General features: G+C 35.8%; 16 protein-coding genes and 4 tRNA genes. 17 read left to right on the top strand and 3 right to left on the bottom strand.

All coding sequences use genetic code 11. From position 1 onward, the window contains the following. From ACYIAM_RS08600 to ACYIAM_RS08550, 11 genes are all read left to right on the top strand, one after another. Positions 1-347: DUF2345 domain-containing protein (locus ACYIAM_RS08600; protein WP_483747971.1), on the top strand; the 347-nt coding region annotated here is incomplete at its 5' end. 2 nt (positions 348-349) lie between these two features. Continuing rightward, positions 350-1,279 (top strand): hypothetical protein, encoded by a 930-nt coding sequence (locus ACYIAM_RS08595; protein WP_483747970.1) that lies wholly within the window; start codon positions 350-352, stop codon positions 1,277-1,279. A 29-nt stretch (positions 1,280-1,308) separates the two neighbouring features. Next, the gene (locus ACYIAM_RS08590) at positions 1,309-5,319 is read left to right on the top strand and encodes a toxin VasX (RefSeq protein ID WP_483747969.1); all 4,011 of its coding nucleotides are present in this window, start codon (positions 1,309-1,311) and stop codon (positions 5,317-5,319) included. 16 nt (positions 5,320-5,335) lie between these two features. Next, positions 5,336-6,166 (top strand): DUF6708 domain-containing protein, encoded by an 831-nt coding sequence (locus ACYIAM_RS08585; protein WP_483747968.1) that lies wholly within the window; start codon positions 5,336-5,338, stop codon positions 6,164-6,166. Between the two features lie 9 nt (positions 6,167-6,175). Continuing rightward, positions 6,176-6,490 carry a hypothetical protein gene (locus ACYIAM_RS08580; RefSeq protein ID WP_483747967.1) on the top strand — a complete coding sequence of 105 codons (315 nt, stop codon included), beginning with the start codon at positions 6,176-6,178 and terminating at the stop codon, positions 6,488-6,490. Between the two features lie 16 nt (positions 6,491-6,506). After that, on the top strand, positions 6,507-7,331 hold the full coding sequence (locus ACYIAM_RS08575) for a DUF6708 domain-containing protein (RefSeq protein ID WP_483747966.1): 825 nt from the start codon (positions 6,507-6,509) through the stop codon (positions 7,329-7,331). A 22-nt stretch (positions 7,332-7,353) separates the two neighbouring features. Continuing rightward, on the top strand, positions 7,354-7,653 hold the full coding sequence (locus tag ACYIAM_RS08570; protein ID WP_483747965.1) for a hypothetical protein: 300 nt from the start codon (positions 7,354-7,356) through the stop codon (positions 7,651-7,653). 16 nt (positions 7,654-7,669) lie between these two features. After that, the gene (locus ACYIAM_RS08565) at positions 7,670-8,497 is read left to right on the top strand and encodes a DUF6708 domain-containing protein (protein WP_483747964.1); all 828 of its coding nucleotides are present in this window, start codon (positions 7,670-7,672) and stop codon (positions 8,495-8,497) included. A 70-nt stretch (positions 8,498-8,567) separates the two neighbouring features. After that, the gene (locus tag ACYIAM_RS08560; protein WP_483747963.1) at positions 8,568-8,819 is read left to right on the top strand and encodes a hypothetical protein; all 252 of its coding nucleotides are present in this window, start codon (positions 8,568-8,570) and stop codon (positions 8,817-8,819) included. Between the two features lie 16 nt (positions 8,820-8,835). Continuing rightward, the gene (locus ACYIAM_RS08555; RefSeq protein WP_483747962.1) at positions 8,836-9,660 is read left to right on the top strand and encodes a DUF6708 domain-containing protein; all 825 of its coding nucleotides are present in this window, start codon (positions 8,836-8,838) and stop codon (positions 9,658-9,660) included. A 517-nt stretch (positions 9,661-10,177) separates the two neighbouring features. Next, positions 10,178-11,896 (top strand): carbohydrate porin, encoded by a 1,719-nt coding sequence (locus tag ACYIAM_RS08550; RefSeq protein WP_483747961.1) that lies wholly within the window; start codon positions 10,178-10,180, stop codon positions 11,894-11,896. Positions 11,897-12,022: 126 nt separating this feature from the next. On the opposite strand, the gene ACYIAM_RS08545 is transcribed toward ACYIAM_RS08550, so the two are convergent. After that, positions 12,023-12,244 (bottom strand): hypothetical protein, encoded by a 222-nt coding sequence (locus ACYIAM_RS08545; protein WP_483747960.1) that lies wholly within the window; start codon positions 12,242-12,244, stop codon positions 12,023-12,025. Between the two features lie 113 nt (positions 12,245-12,357). Here ACYIAM_RS08545 and ACYIAM_RS08540 point away from each other — a divergent pair, with 113 nt between their 5' ends. The 6 genes from ACYIAM_RS08540 to ACYIAM_RS08515 all read left to right on the top strand — a co-directional run bounded on the left by ACYIAM_RS08540 (position 12,358) and on the right by ACYIAM_RS08515 (position 14,745). Continuing rightward, the gene (locus tag ACYIAM_RS08540; RefSeq protein WP_483747959.1) at positions 12,358-12,969 is read left to right on the top strand and encodes a TIGR04211 family SH3 domain-containing protein; all 612 of its coding nucleotides are present in this window, start codon (positions 12,358-12,360) and stop codon (positions 12,967-12,969) included. A gap of 2 nt (positions 12,970-12,971) precedes the next feature. Beyond that, positions 12,972-14,069 carry a tRNA nucleotidyltransferase/poly(A) polymerase-related protein gene (locus ACYIAM_RS08535; protein ID WP_483747958.1) on the top strand — a complete coding sequence of 366 codons (1,098 nt, stop codon included), beginning with the start codon at positions 12,972-12,974 and terminating at the stop codon, positions 14,067-14,069. A gap of 116 nt (positions 14,070-14,185) precedes the next feature. After that, positions 14,186-14,262, top strand: a tRNA-Met gene (locus ACYIAM_RS08530). 37 nt (positions 14,263-14,299) lie between these two features. After that, positions 14,300-14,384: transfer RNA gene (locus ACYIAM_RS08525), tRNA-Leu, on the top strand. A 25-nt stretch (positions 14,385-14,409) separates the two neighbouring features. Further along, positions 14,410-14,484: transfer RNA gene (locus ACYIAM_RS08520), tRNA-Gln, on the top strand. A gap of 186 nt (positions 14,485-14,670) precedes the next feature. Continuing rightward, positions 14,671-14,745, top strand: a tRNA-Gln gene (locus ACYIAM_RS08515). A 292-nt stretch (positions 14,746-15,037) separates the two neighbouring features. Here ACYIAM_RS08515 and ACYIAM_RS08510 read toward each other — a convergent pair. Together ACYIAM_RS08510 and ACYIAM_RS08505 are read right to left on the bottom strand one after the other, a co-directional pair. Continuing rightward, on the bottom strand, positions 15,038-15,838 hold the full coding sequence (locus tag ACYIAM_RS08510) for a YdgH/BhsA/McbA-like domain containing protein (protein ID WP_483747957.1): 801 nt from the start codon (positions 15,836-15,838) through the stop codon (positions 15,038-15,040). A 353-nt stretch (positions 15,839-16,191) separates the two neighbouring features. Then, positions 16,192-16,794, bottom strand: coding sequence for an NUDIX hydrolase (locus tag ACYIAM_RS08505; RefSeq protein ID WP_483747956.1), 603 nt, complete (start codon positions 16,792-16,794; stop codon positions 16,192-16,194). Positions 16,795-16,823 lie beyond the last annotated feature (29 nt).

The raw sequence follows: 16,823 nt of genomic DNA, 5'->3' as shown, positions 1-16,823 counted from the left end.
GCGAAGCGATTGGTTTATTTGCCCAAAAATCAGGCATGAAACTGTTTGCCAACCAAGGTGATATTGACCTGCAAGCCCAAAATGCCAACCTCAATATGGCCGCCAAGCAAGATATCAAAGTGGATAGTGTCGATGGTAAAACACAGATAACAGCAGCCAAAGAGATAACGCTCATCTGTGGTGGCTCTTATATCAAAATCAGCAGTGAAGGCATCGAACTGGGCACACAGGATAATATCTATCTTAAATGCAATGTGCTGCAAAAAATGGGGCCGGCAAGCCAATCTAAAACAATTAGATTAAATTCAAGTGAACTGAATGTAAAACGCTGCGCAGAAACGGATTGAAAATGATTACTGAATTAAATAATCAAAATAACTTTAACAACTATCGCTATTTACTCGTCGATAATTTAGTGGCGCTTAATTCAATGAGCCCATTATCACACGACTCATTAGTGAATCAATTTGGTGAAGACAAACTATTTGGTGAACAGAAACTCACTCAGGTATTACGTACCGATTTAGATTATGACCCAAGCATATGCCCAACACTGATTAAACTGGCAGAGCCCAATGAATTTTTAGACAGTCCCATTCTTGATGAAATTGGTAAACAGGCTGAAATCGAATGTTTTTGGTCAAAGCGTTATATTTGCGCTTATATTGTTAGCCCCCTTAAACCGTCGATATTGGCAAAGCAGCTGATAACTATAGGTAATAACATCGCTAAAATATTGCAACAGCCTTATTATCCTTTCTTTGAACCGTTTCGTATGCAATTTTTGCACGAAGTTGCTACCAACCAAGACACCGCATGGCTAAAATCGCAATTAGCTCAAATTGAAAACTATTATTATCCGTCCATTCATGCTGGGCAGTTTATTCGTTTCACGGCCGATAGTGAACTGGAAACGCCAGAACGTTGGAGCACTCAGTATTGTCAGCGCTTAAAAAAACTGAGAATGATTCGAACCCTTGTTAAGGCATGGGCAAATAATCGAACGCAATTTGATGAGCAAAAAAATTTACCACTCCATAACCAAGTCATTTTGCAATCAACGCAACTGGTTGAGCAAGCGTATCAATTAGGTTTAATTGAGGCTACCGATATCTTATTTTGGGGATTAAATGGCTTAAGGTACCAAACCGCTTTTACTCAGCATCCTAACGTGCTTGAACAAATTGCCAAAGCGCAAAAAGCACCGAGCACATTGTCAAAACAGGTTATTGACGCCCATATTAACCTTGAAAGCCCATTATTTTCTATTAACGAATAACAAATAAGACAAGCATTAAAGAGTGTAAGATGAAGAAAACAGCCAACATCGCCATAGAAAATAAAAATGAAGCAGCCGGTGGTTGCCTTGCCTGTGAGCGAACAGGATTACCGGTCTTTTTATTGCGTCAAGCCGTGATAAAAACAAAATTCGATAAAATTAAACAGGTTAACCAGACTTATCAAGAACTGGCGAATTATACTAAAACCTTAGATTTTAAACAACGCATGCCAGATGAAGCATTAAAATATTATGACTATGTACTTCGCACTTTGCGTAACGGTTATGTTTATGTGATGCAACAACAAGGTGATGATATTGAGAGCCGAATACTCCATGTGTATGAATGCATTGACGGCGCACTACGTTTAAGAAACTTCCATGAATTGACCAATACCGAGCCAAGACCGATATCAAAAGCGTGCAAAGATGCTTGCCACACCATTCCAGCCTCGTTTATTAATCTTAATAATAAGGACTTTACGCAAGCTTGGGTGGCTTATTCTTCACAACCTTGGCCCAAAAAGACTCTCGACGATTACCTAAAAGAACAAAATAGCCAAGTGTTATCGCGTTTTACCAAAATTGATATACAAAAACTCAAAGACTCACCGTCTGAGGCAACGGGCAAACGAGCGGTGCCGTTTAAAGATATTTTTGGTTATAGTCATGAAAATGATGATAATGATAAAAGCAAAGTGCTCGAGTTTCGTTTTGGAGAGCAAGGTCTGGAGAATTTTAAATCGGCCCATCCCTTTACCAGTTTAAAAAGCCAAAGGCAAAAATTTGCCAATCACGCAAATCTTCTATATCAGGGGAATGGACCAATATCTTGTGGCGTAGTACTAGAAGACACTTTCGGTATCGCCGAAGAGCTTAACACCCAACGGATATCGCACCTGCATATGTTTAACGAAAAACCATTAACCGCAAAAGAAGTGAATTTAGCAGAAGAATTAATCGATGGTTTTGACGATTTAGATAAAGCAACTAAAATCTATGAACAACGAGCAGAAAACATGATCAAAACGATCAACCCGGTACTGAAAGATCAATTTAATTATTATCAACCAGTAATGTTTAAAAAGCGGGTAATTTTACAGCTAATGGAGCAGTACCGAACTTCGATTATAACTTCGTTTGATCGTGAAATCGCTCGCGTAAAAGAAGAAATAAAAAAAGTAAAAAATTCGGGCAATGACACCATCGGCTATAATGGTATTCCAACATCTGCGAGAATGCACCAAAAAATCGGCAAATTGAGCGAAGATAAAACCAAAGTACTGAATGATTTTGATAGCTGTGTAGATCAAGGTAAAGTTGATACCTTCAAAGGGAAATTAGAAACAGCCTATAACGAAGTGGTTGATTACCATAAAGAGTGGTCGCAGGACTACTTTACCTATTTGCGTTGGTTGTTTGGTAAACAAGGCATTGTCTCGCAATTTAGCAAAACCAAACCCAAAAGCGTTAACACCAATCATTTTTGGCAACGTGAATTTGATTTTAGCACCGAAACGACGCGATTGGCGCACGCATCAGAAATTGGATCTATTTTAGTCGATACCACCCATTCCGAAATTAAACTCGATCAAGATAGTGCCCTATGGGACGAGCTGCTCAGTAATCCTGAAAGTATCTATTACATTATCGAATATAATCACTCTAAAGGTATCGATCGTGACGAAACTGTCTATGTAGACTTAAAAACTAACGAATTGATAACACCAAAGGATTGGTTATCAAAAGCAACTCAGTTTATTGGTACAGTTTCTACAGCAATTGCAAAAAAAAAAGGTGATAAAGATATAAACGATAAAAAAAGTGTATTAGAAAAAAACAAAGCCGAGCTAGAAGCTAAAATTGAACAAAATAAACAAAAAATTGACGAGCTTGAACAACAAAAAAAACAAATTCCAGTGAGTGATCCTGTCGCACAAGAAAAACTCAGGCGCGAAAAAAAGGTTTATGAAACTAAGATTAGGGAATTAAATAAAAGCCTTGAGGCAGTAAATAAAGAATTATCAAATCTTGCTAATTCAACACAACAAACTCACGCATCAACTAAATATAGTGAAAGTTTACTTAACCGCACGGCACTCAAAAAACAGGCAACACTGGCTAAAGACACCTTACATAAACCGATAAAATCGCACTGGATGCGGCTTAATGCATTTGATGAACTTGCCAGACTAGGGGCACTACCGGTTGAAATAAACGTGCAAATTAGACCAGAAAATATCGTAAAAATTCAAAATCTATTAACCCAAATGCATCGTGGTTTTTATAATCGTGGTGTCTATCACCCGCACGAGCTTGCCTTTTTAGAAAGTTTTGATATTGATGAAAAGCCAATTAAAACAGACTCGGGCAAAATGCAAAAAGCGAAATTTACCCTGTGCTTTCCTGATAAAGCCAGTAAAGCCTTGTTTGTTGACTTTATCAACGGCACTAATGGCACATTAAGCCCATACAGCTTAAAACAATTTATGGAGCAAAAGTATAAAGATTATTTCAAATTAATCCATAAACAAAAAACACTGCTTGAAAACATAGAAAAAGTGAATCAAGGCAAAGTGTCAATCACTGATAAATTACGCAAAATCAGCGATAAAGCCCTAGAGCGAGCTAAAGCTAAAATAAACGAAAAAATATCAAAAGCAGGAGGCATAATAGACATAGCGCAACATGAATTAGAACGTATCTATAATGAGATAGACTTACAAACCGCTAATCAAAACGTCAAAACAGGAAATATAACTTTTGGTATCAATCTTGTGGTGAGCGGTATATTAGGCACCCTTACCCTAATAAACATTAGCGATATGCTTAAAGAATGGGATGAAGTGAAAGAAGGTAACGGTGAAACCGATCTAAAAGGGCAAATGCTTAAAGATCTGGTGTCACTGGTACTAACCGGCATCGATTTAAGTAGCCAATACAAAAATATCAAACTCAATATGCAAATGGCTGAAGCGATTAAAGCAGGTAAAGATGTAACAAAAATAGAAGCTAAGCTTAGGTTCAATTCCATAATTTCTAAAACCGTTGCCAAAGCAACGGCCGCGATCACGATATTAGATGCGATCGGCGAGTTAAAAAGTTCGTTTGATATGATGAATATGGAAGATAAAAAGTATTTTAAAGCAAGATTCTATGGTTCGATTGCATTAGGATTTGGTGCAGTTATAGCATTAGTTGGTTCATGGGTAACTGTTATTGTGGGTGTTGCTTTAATGATTGGTGGTTCAATCGCGGTTATGTTTAGTAAAAAGTACGATAAATATACTGCTATACAGCACTGGTTAAACCGTTGTTGCTTTGGTAAGCAAGAAGAATTGGACTATTTAGGCTATCAAGCCTATCACGAAGATGAATACAGCACTCACGCCGGTTTTGGCTTAGCGCTCAACGACTATGCGATTATGGTCTATAATATTCAAACCTTTATTCGTTTAAAACCGCTATATCATGCACCATCATCAACACCAATGCCCGATGCCCCAAATCAATTTCAACGGCATATCTATTTTTATTTGGATATTCCCGATTTTGCCAAATACAATCAAAATGAAACTGCAATCGCCATGATTCGCTTATTTATTAATGATTACCCAAATCTAAAAAGCGAGCCAGACCCACTGCCTGAAAAATATATCGATCTAAAATACCGTATCACCTCGCAACAAATAGCGTTATTAGCCATCAGCAAAAACTATGGTAACCTAAATCTTATTTGGACGGATAAAAAAGCCTATTTCGAAAAGTATGATCGTAATATCGGCATACTGACTAGGCTCCCAATACCCGATTATAGTAAAATTGACGAGCCAGACGAATTTACTTTAACCACATCGGCTAATCATCTTACTGATAAAATAACAACCAACAGCGACCAGCCTGTTCAAAATGGGCTCATTATCAATAAATGGATCGCTGGCACGATAGGTGTGTTTAATATTGTAAAATATCAAATTATTATTCAATACAATAACCGTGAAGACGTGCCATTAATCGTGACTAAAAACAATAAAATTTAAAATAAGGAGCAGAACAATGCCATCACAATATCAACCCCAAATTTTTGGTTGGATAAGCGATTTAGAAAAAGGCGGTAACTATTTAACGGGTGCGGATCAGCGTCTTCTATATGCCAATGATAACTACTGTGCTTTTATTCGTAAAACAAAATCTGATCAGATTTTTTATGTATGTCTTTCAGGTGTAATTTCAATTGGATTAATTTTTATTATTCCTTATCTCACATATGATATTGTCGATGATATACAATTAAAATCAGATGATGATAAATATATTTTTTCCCTTTTACTAGGAATATTAGTTTTATTTATCATTGCATTATATTTAATGTTACCAGAATTTTATCAAAACCTTTTTACACGCCGAGGAAGCCCCATTATTTTTAACCGTAAAACGGGTAAAGTGTATATCAATGAAAGCTATTTTTTTAATTTTAAAGTGTTGCGTAATCCGCTAACCTTTTTGCACCCTAATAAAAAACGTATTAAAGAATATGACTGGGCCCATTTACAAGGGGTAGTAGTGCATAATTTTTCACGATATTCACTCAACACCACCATATTAATGGTGTGCAAACCTCATACCCATAAAACAATCGACCATATATTATTAGACCCATTACGTGGCGGCATAGGTAGTTATTTTGTTTGGGGTTGGGTCAATAACTTTATGTGTGCTAACAAATTAGCAGGTTTAAACGACGGCAAATACAAATGGGAACAAGAAACCCAATTTAAAGAAAAAATTATTAAAGGACAAAGCTGGCCCGAATGGATGGTTGAAGCATTTAATGCCACATCGCAAGCAGAGTTAGCCGAAATCAAACAACGTCATCATGTAAAATAATAAGGTTCAATGGCTCAGGGTGGGGACGGACAAAAAGCCTACTTTGTTAAGTATGATTGCAACCGTAATGTCATGACAGGACTGCCTGAGCCCGATTATAGCAAAATTGACGAGCCAGACGAATTTACCTTAACCACATCGGCTAATCATATTACTGATAAAACAACAACCAACAGCGACGAGCCTATTCAAAATGGGCTTATTATCAATAAATGGATCGCCGGCACCATAAGCGCGTTTAATATTGTAAAATATCAAATTATTATTCAATACAATAACCGTGAAGACGTGCCATTAATCGTGACTCAAAACAATAAAATTTAAATTAAGGAGCAAAACAATGCCATCACAATATCAACCCCAAATTTTTGGTTGGATAAGCGATTTAGAAAAAGGCGGTAACTATTTAACGGGTGCGGATCAGCGTCTTCTATATGCCAATGATAACTACTGTGCTTTTATCCGCAAAACAAAATCTGATCAGATTTTTTATTTATGTATGTATTTAATTGTGTTGATTTTTTTAATTCCAGCAATCATTTTATGGATACTATTAATTTTTGTATTTAATATTGAAAATGAATCAAAAATAACCATATTAGGTGTATCGGCATTTACTATTTGCTGTGTTGCTATTTATCTTGTTATTCCCGAAATCTATCATAATTTGTTCACTCGCCGAGGAAGCCCCATTATTTTTAACCGTAAAACGGGTAAAGTGTATATCAATGAAAGCTATTTTTTTAATTTTAAAGTGTTACGTAATCCGCTAACCTTTTTGCACCCTAATAAAAAACGCATTAAAGAATATGACTGGGCCCATTTACAAGGGGTGGTGGTACATAACTTTTCACGTTCTTCACTCAATACCACCATATTAATGGTGTGCAAACCCCATACCCATAAAACAATCGACCATATATTATTAGACCCATTACGTGCTGGCATAGGTAGTTATCTGGTTTGGGGGTGGGTCAATAACTTTATGTGCGCTAACAAATTAGCAGGTCTAAACGACGGCAAATACAAATGGGAACAAGAAACCCAATTTAAAGAAAAAATTATTAAAGGACAAGGCTGGCCCGAATGGATGGTTGAAGCGTTTAATGCCACATCGCAAGCAGAGTTAGCTGAAATCAAACAACGGCATCATGTAAAACAATAAGGTTCAATGGCTCAGGGCGGGGATGGATAAAAAAGCCTATTTTGATAAGTATGATCGTAATATCGGCGTACTGACTAGGCTCCCAATACCCGATTATAGTAAAATTGACGAGCCAGACGAATTTACTTTAACCACATCGGCTAATCATATTACTGATAAAACAATAACCAATAGCGACAAGCCAGTTCAAAATGGGCTCATTATCAATAAATGGATCGCCGGCACGATAGGTGTGCTTAATATTGTAAAATATCAAATTATTATTCAATACAATAACCGTGAAGACGTGCCATTAATCGTGACTAAAAACAATAAAATTTAAAATAAGGAGCAGAACAATGCCATCACAATATCAACCCCAAATTTTTGGTTGGATAAGCGATTTAGTAAAAGGCGGTAACTATTTAACGGGTGCGGATCAGCGTCTTCTCTATGCCAATGATAACTACTGTGCTTTTATTCGTAAAACAAAATCTGATCAGATTCTTTATTTATGTATGAGTTTATTTCTGTCAATTTCAATGTTTTTTGTGATACCTGGTTTATCATATGGACTTATGATATTTGAGATAACATCTGAAACTGAATTTGTTTTTTATGTTTTAGTTGTTATTTTAATCTGTTTTATTCTCGTTTTATATTTAATGATTCCAGAATGTTATCAAAACCTTTTTACACGCCGAGGAAGTCCCATTATTTTTAACCGTAAAACGGGTAAAGTGTATATCAATGAAAGTTATTTTTTTAATTTTAAAGTGTTACGTAATCCGCTAACCTTTTTGTACCCTAATAAAAAACGCATAAAAGAATATGACTGGGCTCATTTACAAGGGGTGGTGGTGCATAACTTTTCACGTTCTTCACTCAATACCACCATATTAATGGTGTGCAAACCCCATACCCATAAAACAATTGACCATATATTATTAGACCCATTACGTGGTGGCATAGGCAGTTATCTGGTTTGGGGTTGGGTCAATAACTTTATGTGCGCTAACAAATTAGCGGGCCTAAACGATGGCAAATACAAATGGGAACAAGAAACCCAATTTAAAGAAAAAATTATTAAAGGTCAAGGCTGGCCCGAATGGATGGTTGAAGCGTTTAATGCCACATCGCAAGCAGAGCTCGCCGAAATCAAACAACGGCATCATGTAAAACAATAAGGTTCAATGGCTCAGGGCGGGGACGGATTAAAAAGCCTATTTTGATAAGTATGATTGCAACCGTAATGTCATGACAGGGCTGCCTGAGCCTGATTATAGCAAAATTGACGAGCCAGACGAATTTACTTTAACCACATCGGCTAATCATTTTACTGATAAAACAACAACCAACAGCGACAAGCCAGTTCAAAATGGGCTCATTATCAATAAATGGATCGCCGGCACCATAAGTGCGTTTAATATTGTAAAATATCAAATCATTGTGCAATACAATAACCGTGAAGACGTGCCATTAATCGTGACTAAAAACAGTAAAATTTAAAATAAGGAGCAGAACAATGCCATCACAATATCAACCCCAAATTTTTGGTTGGATAAGCGATTTAGAAAAAGGCGGTAACTATTTAACGGGTGCGGATCAGCGTCTTCTATATGCCAATGATAACTACTGTGCTTTTATTCGTAAAACAAAATCTGATCAGATTTTTTATTCATTTATGCTTATAATTGTTTTAATTCTCTTAATACCCATTATATATTTAGGTTTTTCATTGATTTTGGATTTAAGTCCTATAACTGAGTCAGCTATGCTCATTACTGTGATAGTTACGTTGATTGCTTGCATTGTTGCTTTATATCTTCTGATTCCTGAATTCTATCAAAACCTTTTTACACGCCGAGGAAGCCCCATTATTTTTAACCGTAAAACGGGTAAAGTGTATATCAATGAAAGCTATTTTTTTAATTTTAAAGTGTTACGTAATCCGCTAACTTTTTTGTACCCTAATAAAAAACGTATTAAAGAATATGACTGGGCCCATTTACAAGGGGTGGTGGTGCATAACTTTTCACGATATTCACTCAACACCACCATATTAATGGTGTGCAAGCCCCATACCCATAAAACAATTGACCATATATTATTAGACCCATTACGTGGTGGCATAGGTAGTTATCTGGTTTGGGGTTGGGTCAATAACTTTATGTGCGCTAACAAATTAGCAGGTCTAAACGACGGCAAATACAAATGGGAACAAGAAACCCAATTTAAAGACAAAATTATTAAAGGACAAGGCTGGCCCGAATGGATGGTTGAAGCGTTTAATGCCACATCATTAGAAGAGTTAGCTGAAATTAAACAACGGCACAGTATAACGGAATAGACCAAAAGCCGTTGCAGTTTGGTAAGAATGGGCAAAGCGGTATGGTAAGCTCCTTTTAACGATATTGAAAAAATCGATTTAGAGCAGTGTTCATATATTTCCCCCAACGTATTCGGTTTACTATGTAATACTGATACAAATATCTTTATTGATTTTTATCAATTATAAGCTATATGTGATTAAAAATAGCGGCCTGACTAACATTTATGTAATCGTATACATGCTATTAAGTATACCTTTTATCGTTTTTAGTTGATTTAAAGATTGGCTATTCTATTGGCTGATGTTGTATATAAAATGACAATTTTTAATGTGATATCAATCACAATATTAGTATTTAGTTTTTGAATAGTCGTTTTTATTAGTTATATTGAAATTACCTATTAAAAGGTATTGGATTGTTACCGAATTATAGCGGGCAAAACCTAAAGAATAGTTATAACTATTCTTTAGGTTTTTTTTTGTCTCAAATTTAAAAAATATTTATCTATTTTTAAAATAATGAATAGGGGGAAAAATGAAAATTTCAAAAAAAATAGTATGTAAAATCAAGCCAAAACGAATTGTTTTAATGACTATGCTGGGGTTATGTTATTTACCAAATGCTTTGGCAGCAACACAAGATGAGTTAGAAGCAAGAATTGCGTTATTAGAGCAAAAATTATTAGCACTTAGTCAAGAGTCTAATGATTTGAAAAAGCAAGTAATAGAGTCTAATAAACAGCTTGCTCAACTAAATAATCATCTTCAACAACAACAAATTGTTATCAATAATCAGAAAAAAGCGCTTAAAAATAGTCAAAAAGCAACAATTACAAAGCAACAGACGCCTGTTAATGCAGTACAAACAATTAATAATCAACAAATTGTACTTATTAACACACCAAAAGCCGAAACCAGACAAGGTGAAAGCGCTCCAGAAAAGACATCATTTACTTTAGCTGAATTTAAAGACTATATTAAAGATGAAATTGGATTTTCTTATAACGGCTACTTCCGTGGTGGTTGGTCAACTTCAAGTAATGGCAAACCTAAAAATTATGCTGAAGGTGCATTAGGTCGATTTGGTAATGAATATGGCGGTTGGTATGATCTTATCTTTAAGCAAAAAGTCTATGATCAAGAGGGCAGAAGAGTTGATGCCATTGTTATGATTGATGGAAACGTGGCGACCAATAAAGCTGCGGGTTTATTTAATACTCAAGATGATAATCTTATGCAATTTTCAGATATCTATCTAGAAACTAAAGGTTTTGTACCACGTTTTCCTGATGCGAAATTATGGGTTGGTAAACACTCTTTACCTTATAATGAAATACAAATGCTTGATTGGAAAACGCAAAAAACGCCAGCAGGCGGGGGAGTTGGTTTTGAAAATCTTAAATTCGGAATTGGTTCTCTTGATTTAGCTTTAGTTAGAGCAGATGTAAATGTAAAAAATAAACAAGATGTCATTAAAGATGATGGTAATGGAAATAAAATTACCCAATATAAAAAAGAAGAAGTTGATTTAAACGAACTAGAAATCCGCTATCGGGATATTCCATTATGGAAAGATGCAACGCTTGGTGTTAATGCACGTTATTCAGCGCCAAATAAATCTAAAATCCAAGATAATGTATCTGTTAAAAATGCTTGGCTTGGTAGCTTTGTTTTGCGACAAAATCAGTTTTTTGGTGGATTTAATCAGTTTACATTACAGACAGCAACCAATTCTGTAGCTTCACAGTTAGCTAACATTAATACTAATAATCCAGAGTTTGCCAGTAATTCGGATAATGACTATATTGGAACGCATACTGGCGGTAAAGCTTATCGCTTTGTATCAGAAGGTGAAGCCTATTTAAGTGATGATATTATTGTTGCTCATGCTTTGGCGTTAACTTCGGGCAATGATGTTTATTCTTATGATCTTCATCTTGCTCATACCGATTTTACGAGTTTTAAATCAGCAATAAGACCTGCTTATATATGGGATACTTACAATCAAAGCGGTATTGAACTAGGTTACTTTAGGCAAAAAAATAAAGTCAAAAGTAAAACTTATGTTGAAGAGGGCTACAAAACAACACTTTATCATTCATTCAAAGTTGGAAAAAGTATTTTGTCTTCAAGACCTGATATCCGTTTTTATGTTTCTTATATAGAAGCGTTACAAAATGATATTAGTCAATTTGATTTTAATGGTAAAGATCATCAAATTAGTTTTGGTGTACAAACAGAAGTTTGGTTTTAAGTGCAAATTCATAAATATAATATCTAAACTATATTATAGGTGTAAGGTAATACCACTTACCTTACTTAGTTTAGATGTAAAATGAATATTTTGTTGATGTTTACCTACGTTATTCAGTAAATATTATTAATTAATCCTGTTTACTGAATAACACTTAGTTAAGATTGGTATATAGACATTCATTAAATTTGGTGGAATATTTTCTTCTTTAGCAAGCTTTAATAATTTTGCAGCCAGTTTTGCTATTGTCGGTGATGGATAACGGGTGGTGACTAATTTAGGGTGTAAATAACGTGAATAATCCCTACGGTAATTAATATCCCATAAATTGTAAACGATTTCACCCATAAGTAGCTTAATTCTATTTCAAGCTTTAAAACCATTTATTATAAGATCAATATGCGAATTGCCATTTTTTTATGTTATTATGTGATTATTTAAGGGTAATTATTGGTAATATAATGAAAAAACAAAATATTATTGGGCTAATTTCGCTTTTTGCCATTTCGTGTGATGGTTATGCTATAGACAAATATGTGACTGATAATGTTGATATCTATTTGCGACGTGGCCCAGGCTCGCAATATGCGTATTCTAACTCTGTTAAAGCCGGTGAAAAAGTTGTTGAACTTGAAAAAAGTGCGGATGGTAAATATACCCGCATTCAACTTAATAATGGCAGTGCTGCTTGGATCGAAACGATTAAACTAAATGAGCAGCCTAGCTATAAAGAACGCTTTCCTGCGTTAGAAGCAAAACTGGCAGAATACCAAGATAAAATTGATAATGCCGAAGCTAATCAACAAAAATTAGTGAGTGATTATATCCAAAAATTGCAATCGGCTGAAAAATCCATTGAAACACTTCAAACTAGAAATCAAGCTTTAGAACAACAAGTCAAAGAGCAGGGAGCACAAATTGAATCAATGCTAAATCAAGTGGATGATAAACGTCGTGATCTTATTGTAACTTGGTTTACTTATGGTGGTCTTGTTGCGGGCGGTGGTCTTATTTTAGGGCTTATATTGCCAAGAATTATACCTAGCCGACGTAAAAAAGATCGTTGGATGTGATTGTGAGTAAAATCTATCTTGTGGGCGGAAGTGTACGCGATAGATTATTGCATCTGCCCGTTGCTGACCATGACTGGATTGTTGTTGGCGCTACGCCAGACGAGCTTTTGGCGTTAGGGTATCAACAAGTTGGTAAAGACTTCCCAGTATTTTTGCACCCCGACACAAAAGAAGAATACGCATTGGCTCGCACTGAGCGAAAATCAGGTAAAGGTTATACAGGATTTATTTGCGATTTTGGTAAAGAAATCACATTAGAACAAGATCTGATTCGCCGTGATTTAACCATTAACGCCATTGCCATGGATGAAAATGGTAATATCGTCGATCCTTATCATGGTGTTGATGATATCAATCATAAAATCTTGCGCCATGTCTCACCTGCCTTTCGAGAAGATCCACTACGTATATTGCGTGTGGCACGTTTTGCTGCACGTTTTCACCAATTGGGGTTTACAATCGCGCCACAAACGCTAGCATTAATGAAACAAATGGTATCAGACGGTGAGGTTAGTTATCTAACACCAGAGCGAGTATGGAAAGAAACAGAAAAGGCATTGTCCACTTCAAATCCTCAAATCTATTTTCAAGTGTTAAAGCAATGTGGAGCGCTTATGTTACTGTTTCAATCATTAGACTTATCAGCCAATATTATTGATGCACTAAAAAAATCTACTTTGTTAACTGACGATTTAACTATCCGCTTCGCTGTTCTGTGTGCACTGTTAGCTAACAAATCAACGGTTGAAGCGTTATGTAGAAAAATTAAAGCGCCAAACAACTACACTAAAATTGCCATCATGGTTCAGCAATATCATAGCGATTTTGAACGAGTGCAGACACTCACCGCTGAGCAAATTGTTACTTTGCTAAATAGTCTTGATGTATGGCGCAATCCTTTACACCTTGACCAATTAATTATCGCAAGCGAAGCGTTTGTCAAAACAACCTCATTTGCACAAGCAAATTACTTGAAAGAAGCTTATAAAATTGCCAATAATGTCAATGTACAACACATTATTGCGGAAGGTTATACGGGAAAACAAATCCATGTTGAGTTACAAAAAAGGAGAATTGAAGCGTTATTAAACTGGATTTGATTGCATCTTAATCAATCATCACTTTTTTTCAAAATATCTTAAAAAAAGAGTTGACGATTTGGCGTAACACAAGCATAATGCGCCTCGCAGTGTTGCTTACGACGTTGCGAATGAATGGCTACGTAGCTCAGCTGGTTAGAGCACATCACTCATAATGATGGGGTCACAGGTTCGAATCCCGTCGTAGCCACCATTAAGATTAGGTAGTACTTTTACCGAAAGTGTTCAGTGCGGGTGTGGCGAAATTGGTAGACGCACCAGATTTAGGTTCTGGCGCCGCAAGGCGTGTGAGTTCAAGTCTCTCCACCCGCACCATTTAATCTTAATATCTATCCTTTATTGGGGTATAGCCAAGCGGTAAGGCAGCGGGTTTTGATCCCGCCACGCCCAGGTTCGAATCCTGGTACCCCAGCCATTCCAATATGCATAATTTTGGTATTTCATCCTTTGATTTGTATCAATGTTTGGTGTATTAATTATTCACTATTTTTATGTGAGCATAATGGAATTGGTGGACGCACTAGATTCAAGGTCTAGCTTAGAAATGTGTGCGAGTTCGAATCTCACAGCTCGTATCAAAAGTGATTTTCACTTTCTATAGTGGGGTATAGCCAAGCGGTAAGGCAGCGGGTTTTGATCCCGCCACGCCCAGGTTCGAATCCTGGTACCCCAGCCATCCAAAACACTCAAACAATGTAATAAAATCAATAATATTTCTAGCTAAATATTTTTCGACGTGATAAAAACGCGGTCTTGAATTAAAACTAGAATATCAATTAGTCTTTACTGAGTAAGATTTGCGAGATGAGCTATGGTTAGCTTACTGTTGTAGTATAAATGATTGATTTTAATTGAAAATGGTAAAAAAAGACCTAAAAAAGTCAATATTCCACCTGAAGCGATTTTAATCAGAAACCCATGGGGCAAACGAGTTGCCCACATGGGATTTATTTTAGCAATGTACAAGCTTATTTATATAAGTTAACAAAAACAGTTTGTGCTGTGCTTGCTGAGTTGGATGATACTTCTTTTACATAATAAAAATGTGCACCATTAGCAATGGCATGTTTTTGTGCTGCAGCGCTAATGTCGGCAGTATTGTTAAATACACCATGGAAGCTAATCATGTTATATGGGGTCATGTGTTTAAACGCTTCACTACTGATTTCGTAGGCATCTTGACCTTCTATTGCAGTTGTTACAATATAATTCCTAACAGGTGCATCTTGTTTGTATAAAGAAACTTCGATATCTTCTGCTTGGTTTTTGATATCAGCAGGCGATATTGAATCGATATAAAACGCATAGGCATTTTTTTCAGCGGCTAATTTACTCGCTGCTTCGGTAATTTCAGAAGTGTTATTGTAATTACCTTTAAATTTAACAATTTCAAATGGTAAATAGTAAAGGGCTTTTGAACGTTCATAAGAAACCACCCCATTATATGTAGTTTCATCTTTCTGTACGGCTATTGGTGCGTTAGATTGATAAATATTGGCATAAACGATAGCGCGATCAGACGAAGTCCCATTAGCCGGGCTTTCCATTGCTGTAATATGATAATATTTAGCACCTGCTTCGTCGGCAGCACGCGAAATATCATCAGCAGCATTATCGGCTTGTAAATAGCTCCCAGTCACCGAGATTTCTTTAAGTGGTACTAAAAGACTGCTTTCTTTAGCTGTTAACGGCTGAGCAGCATAAAGGTTGGCAACAGGTAAAGATAATAATACAGCTAAAGCAATAGATGTTTTGGTAAAACGTTTCATGATTGAGTCCTTCACTTTTTGATTATTAAAATAGAAAATCACTGTTTAACGCTTATTTAATTCGCAGATTAGTGGTATTGCTTCGAGATTATTCGAACTTGTGGAGCTCCAGAATGCCTTGTCCTTGTCTACTTGTTAAAAGCGTTAAGACATCATATAGTTGTTTTGGCAGGAATGAATTGTAAAACAACTAACTACCTTTATAAGACGTTCCGTAATAATCCTCAAGAGCTTTTAATCAAATGGCAGATTGTCTAGCACAAATTGCTTAAAATGAAATAAATTGTCAAAAAAAGTGTTAATTTCGTATTGATTGAATCTGTTATCATTTTTTAATTATTTAGTCGATATAATTATTCGCCAATTGTTTCGATAAAACGTTTAAGGATCTGTGCGGTTAATCCCCAAATAACCCAATTATGATACTGATAAAAATAGATGGAATGTTCGGATCTTTTTTGCCAATTTGGTGAACGGTTAGTTATGATATCAAAAGGGAAATCATCGGCAGGTTTATGTCCAACAAACATTGTTGCACACTGTGGTGGATTATGAATAAACCACTCGATGGGCACGGTAAAAATTTGTTCAACTTCGGCATGGTTTAGTTGTAAATCATCCAGTGAGTTGATTGTACCTACAAATGGATAAATAATCATGCCTAATGTGGCAATGAATTTGGGTAATTGTCCTAAAATTGTTATTTGATTAAGGGTTATACCTAATTCTTCAACGGTTTCACGTTTGGCGGTGTATTCAGGGGTAATATCAGCTAATTCAACTCGCCCTCCAGGGAAACAAATATCTCCCGGTTGCCATTTTAGTTTTTTCGATCTCACTTGGAATAAAAGATGCAATTGATGATCAATATCCACGATAGGCAATAACACAGCCGCTTTATTATCGACAAACTTAGTGCGTTCTTGTTTTTTAATCTGTTTAACTATATTTTCCATTGTGATCATCATTATTCATTTTATTTAGG

This window comes from Gilliamella sp. X-60 (genome assembly GCF_057063585.1).
The sequence above is the reverse complement of the archived record's forward strand: the minus strand, read 5'-3'. Positions and strand labels throughout refer to the sequence as shown.

Bases quoted from the DNA above. Each gene is read 5' to 3' on its own strand.
- ACYIAM_RS08550 (WP_483747961.1), top strand. From the start codon at position 10,178: ATGAAAATTTCAAAAAAAATAGTATGTAAAATCAAGCCAAAACGAATT.
- ACYIAM_RS08505 (WP_483747956.1), bottom strand. From the start codon at position 16,794: ATGGAAAATATAGTTAAACAGATTAAAAAACAAGAACGCACTAAGTTT.
- ACYIAM_RS08560 (WP_483747963.1), top strand. From the start codon at position 8,568: ATGACAGGGCTGCCTGAGCCTGATTATAGCAAAATTGACGAGCCAGAC.
- ACYIAM_RS08570 (WP_483747965.1), top strand. From the start codon at position 7,354: ATGGATAAAAAAGCCTATTTTGATAAGTATGATCGTAATATCGGCGTA.
- ACYIAM_RS08510 (WP_483747957.1), bottom strand. From the start codon at position 15,838: ATGAAACGTTTTACCAAAACATCTATTGCTTTAGCTGTATTATTATCT.
- ACYIAM_RS08565 (WP_483747964.1), top strand. From the start codon at position 7,670: ATGCCATCACAATATCAACCCCAAATTTTTGGTTGGATAAGCGATTTA.
- ACYIAM_RS08585 (WP_483747968.1), top strand. From the start codon at position 5,336: ATGCCATCACAATATCAACCCCAAATTTTTGGTTGGATAAGCGATTTA.
- ACYIAM_RS08590 (WP_483747969.1), top strand. From the start codon at position 1,309: ATGAAGAAAACAGCCAACATCGCCATAGAAAATAAAAATGAAGCAGCC.
- ACYIAM_RS08540 (WP_483747959.1), top strand. From the start codon at position 12,358: ATGAAAAAACAAAATATTATTGGGCTAATTTCGCTTTTTGCCATTTCG.
- ACYIAM_RS08595 (WP_483747970.1), top strand. From the start codon at position 350: ATGATTACTGAATTAAATAATCAAAATAACTTTAACAACTATCGCTAT.
- ACYIAM_RS08555 (WP_483747962.1), top strand. From the start codon at position 8,836: ATGCCATCACAATATCAACCCCAAATTTTTGGTTGGATAAGCGATTTA.
- ACYIAM_RS08580 (WP_483747967.1), top strand. From the start codon at position 6,176: ATGGCTCAGGGTGGGGACGGACAAAAAGCCTACTTTGTTAAGTATGAT.
- ACYIAM_RS08575 (WP_483747966.1), top strand. From the start codon at position 6,507: ATGCCATCACAATATCAACCCCAAATTTTTGGTTGGATAAGCGATTTA.
- ACYIAM_RS08545 (WP_483747960.1), bottom strand. From the start codon at position 12,244: ATGGGTGAAATCGTTTACAATTTATGGGATATTAATTACCGTAGGGAT.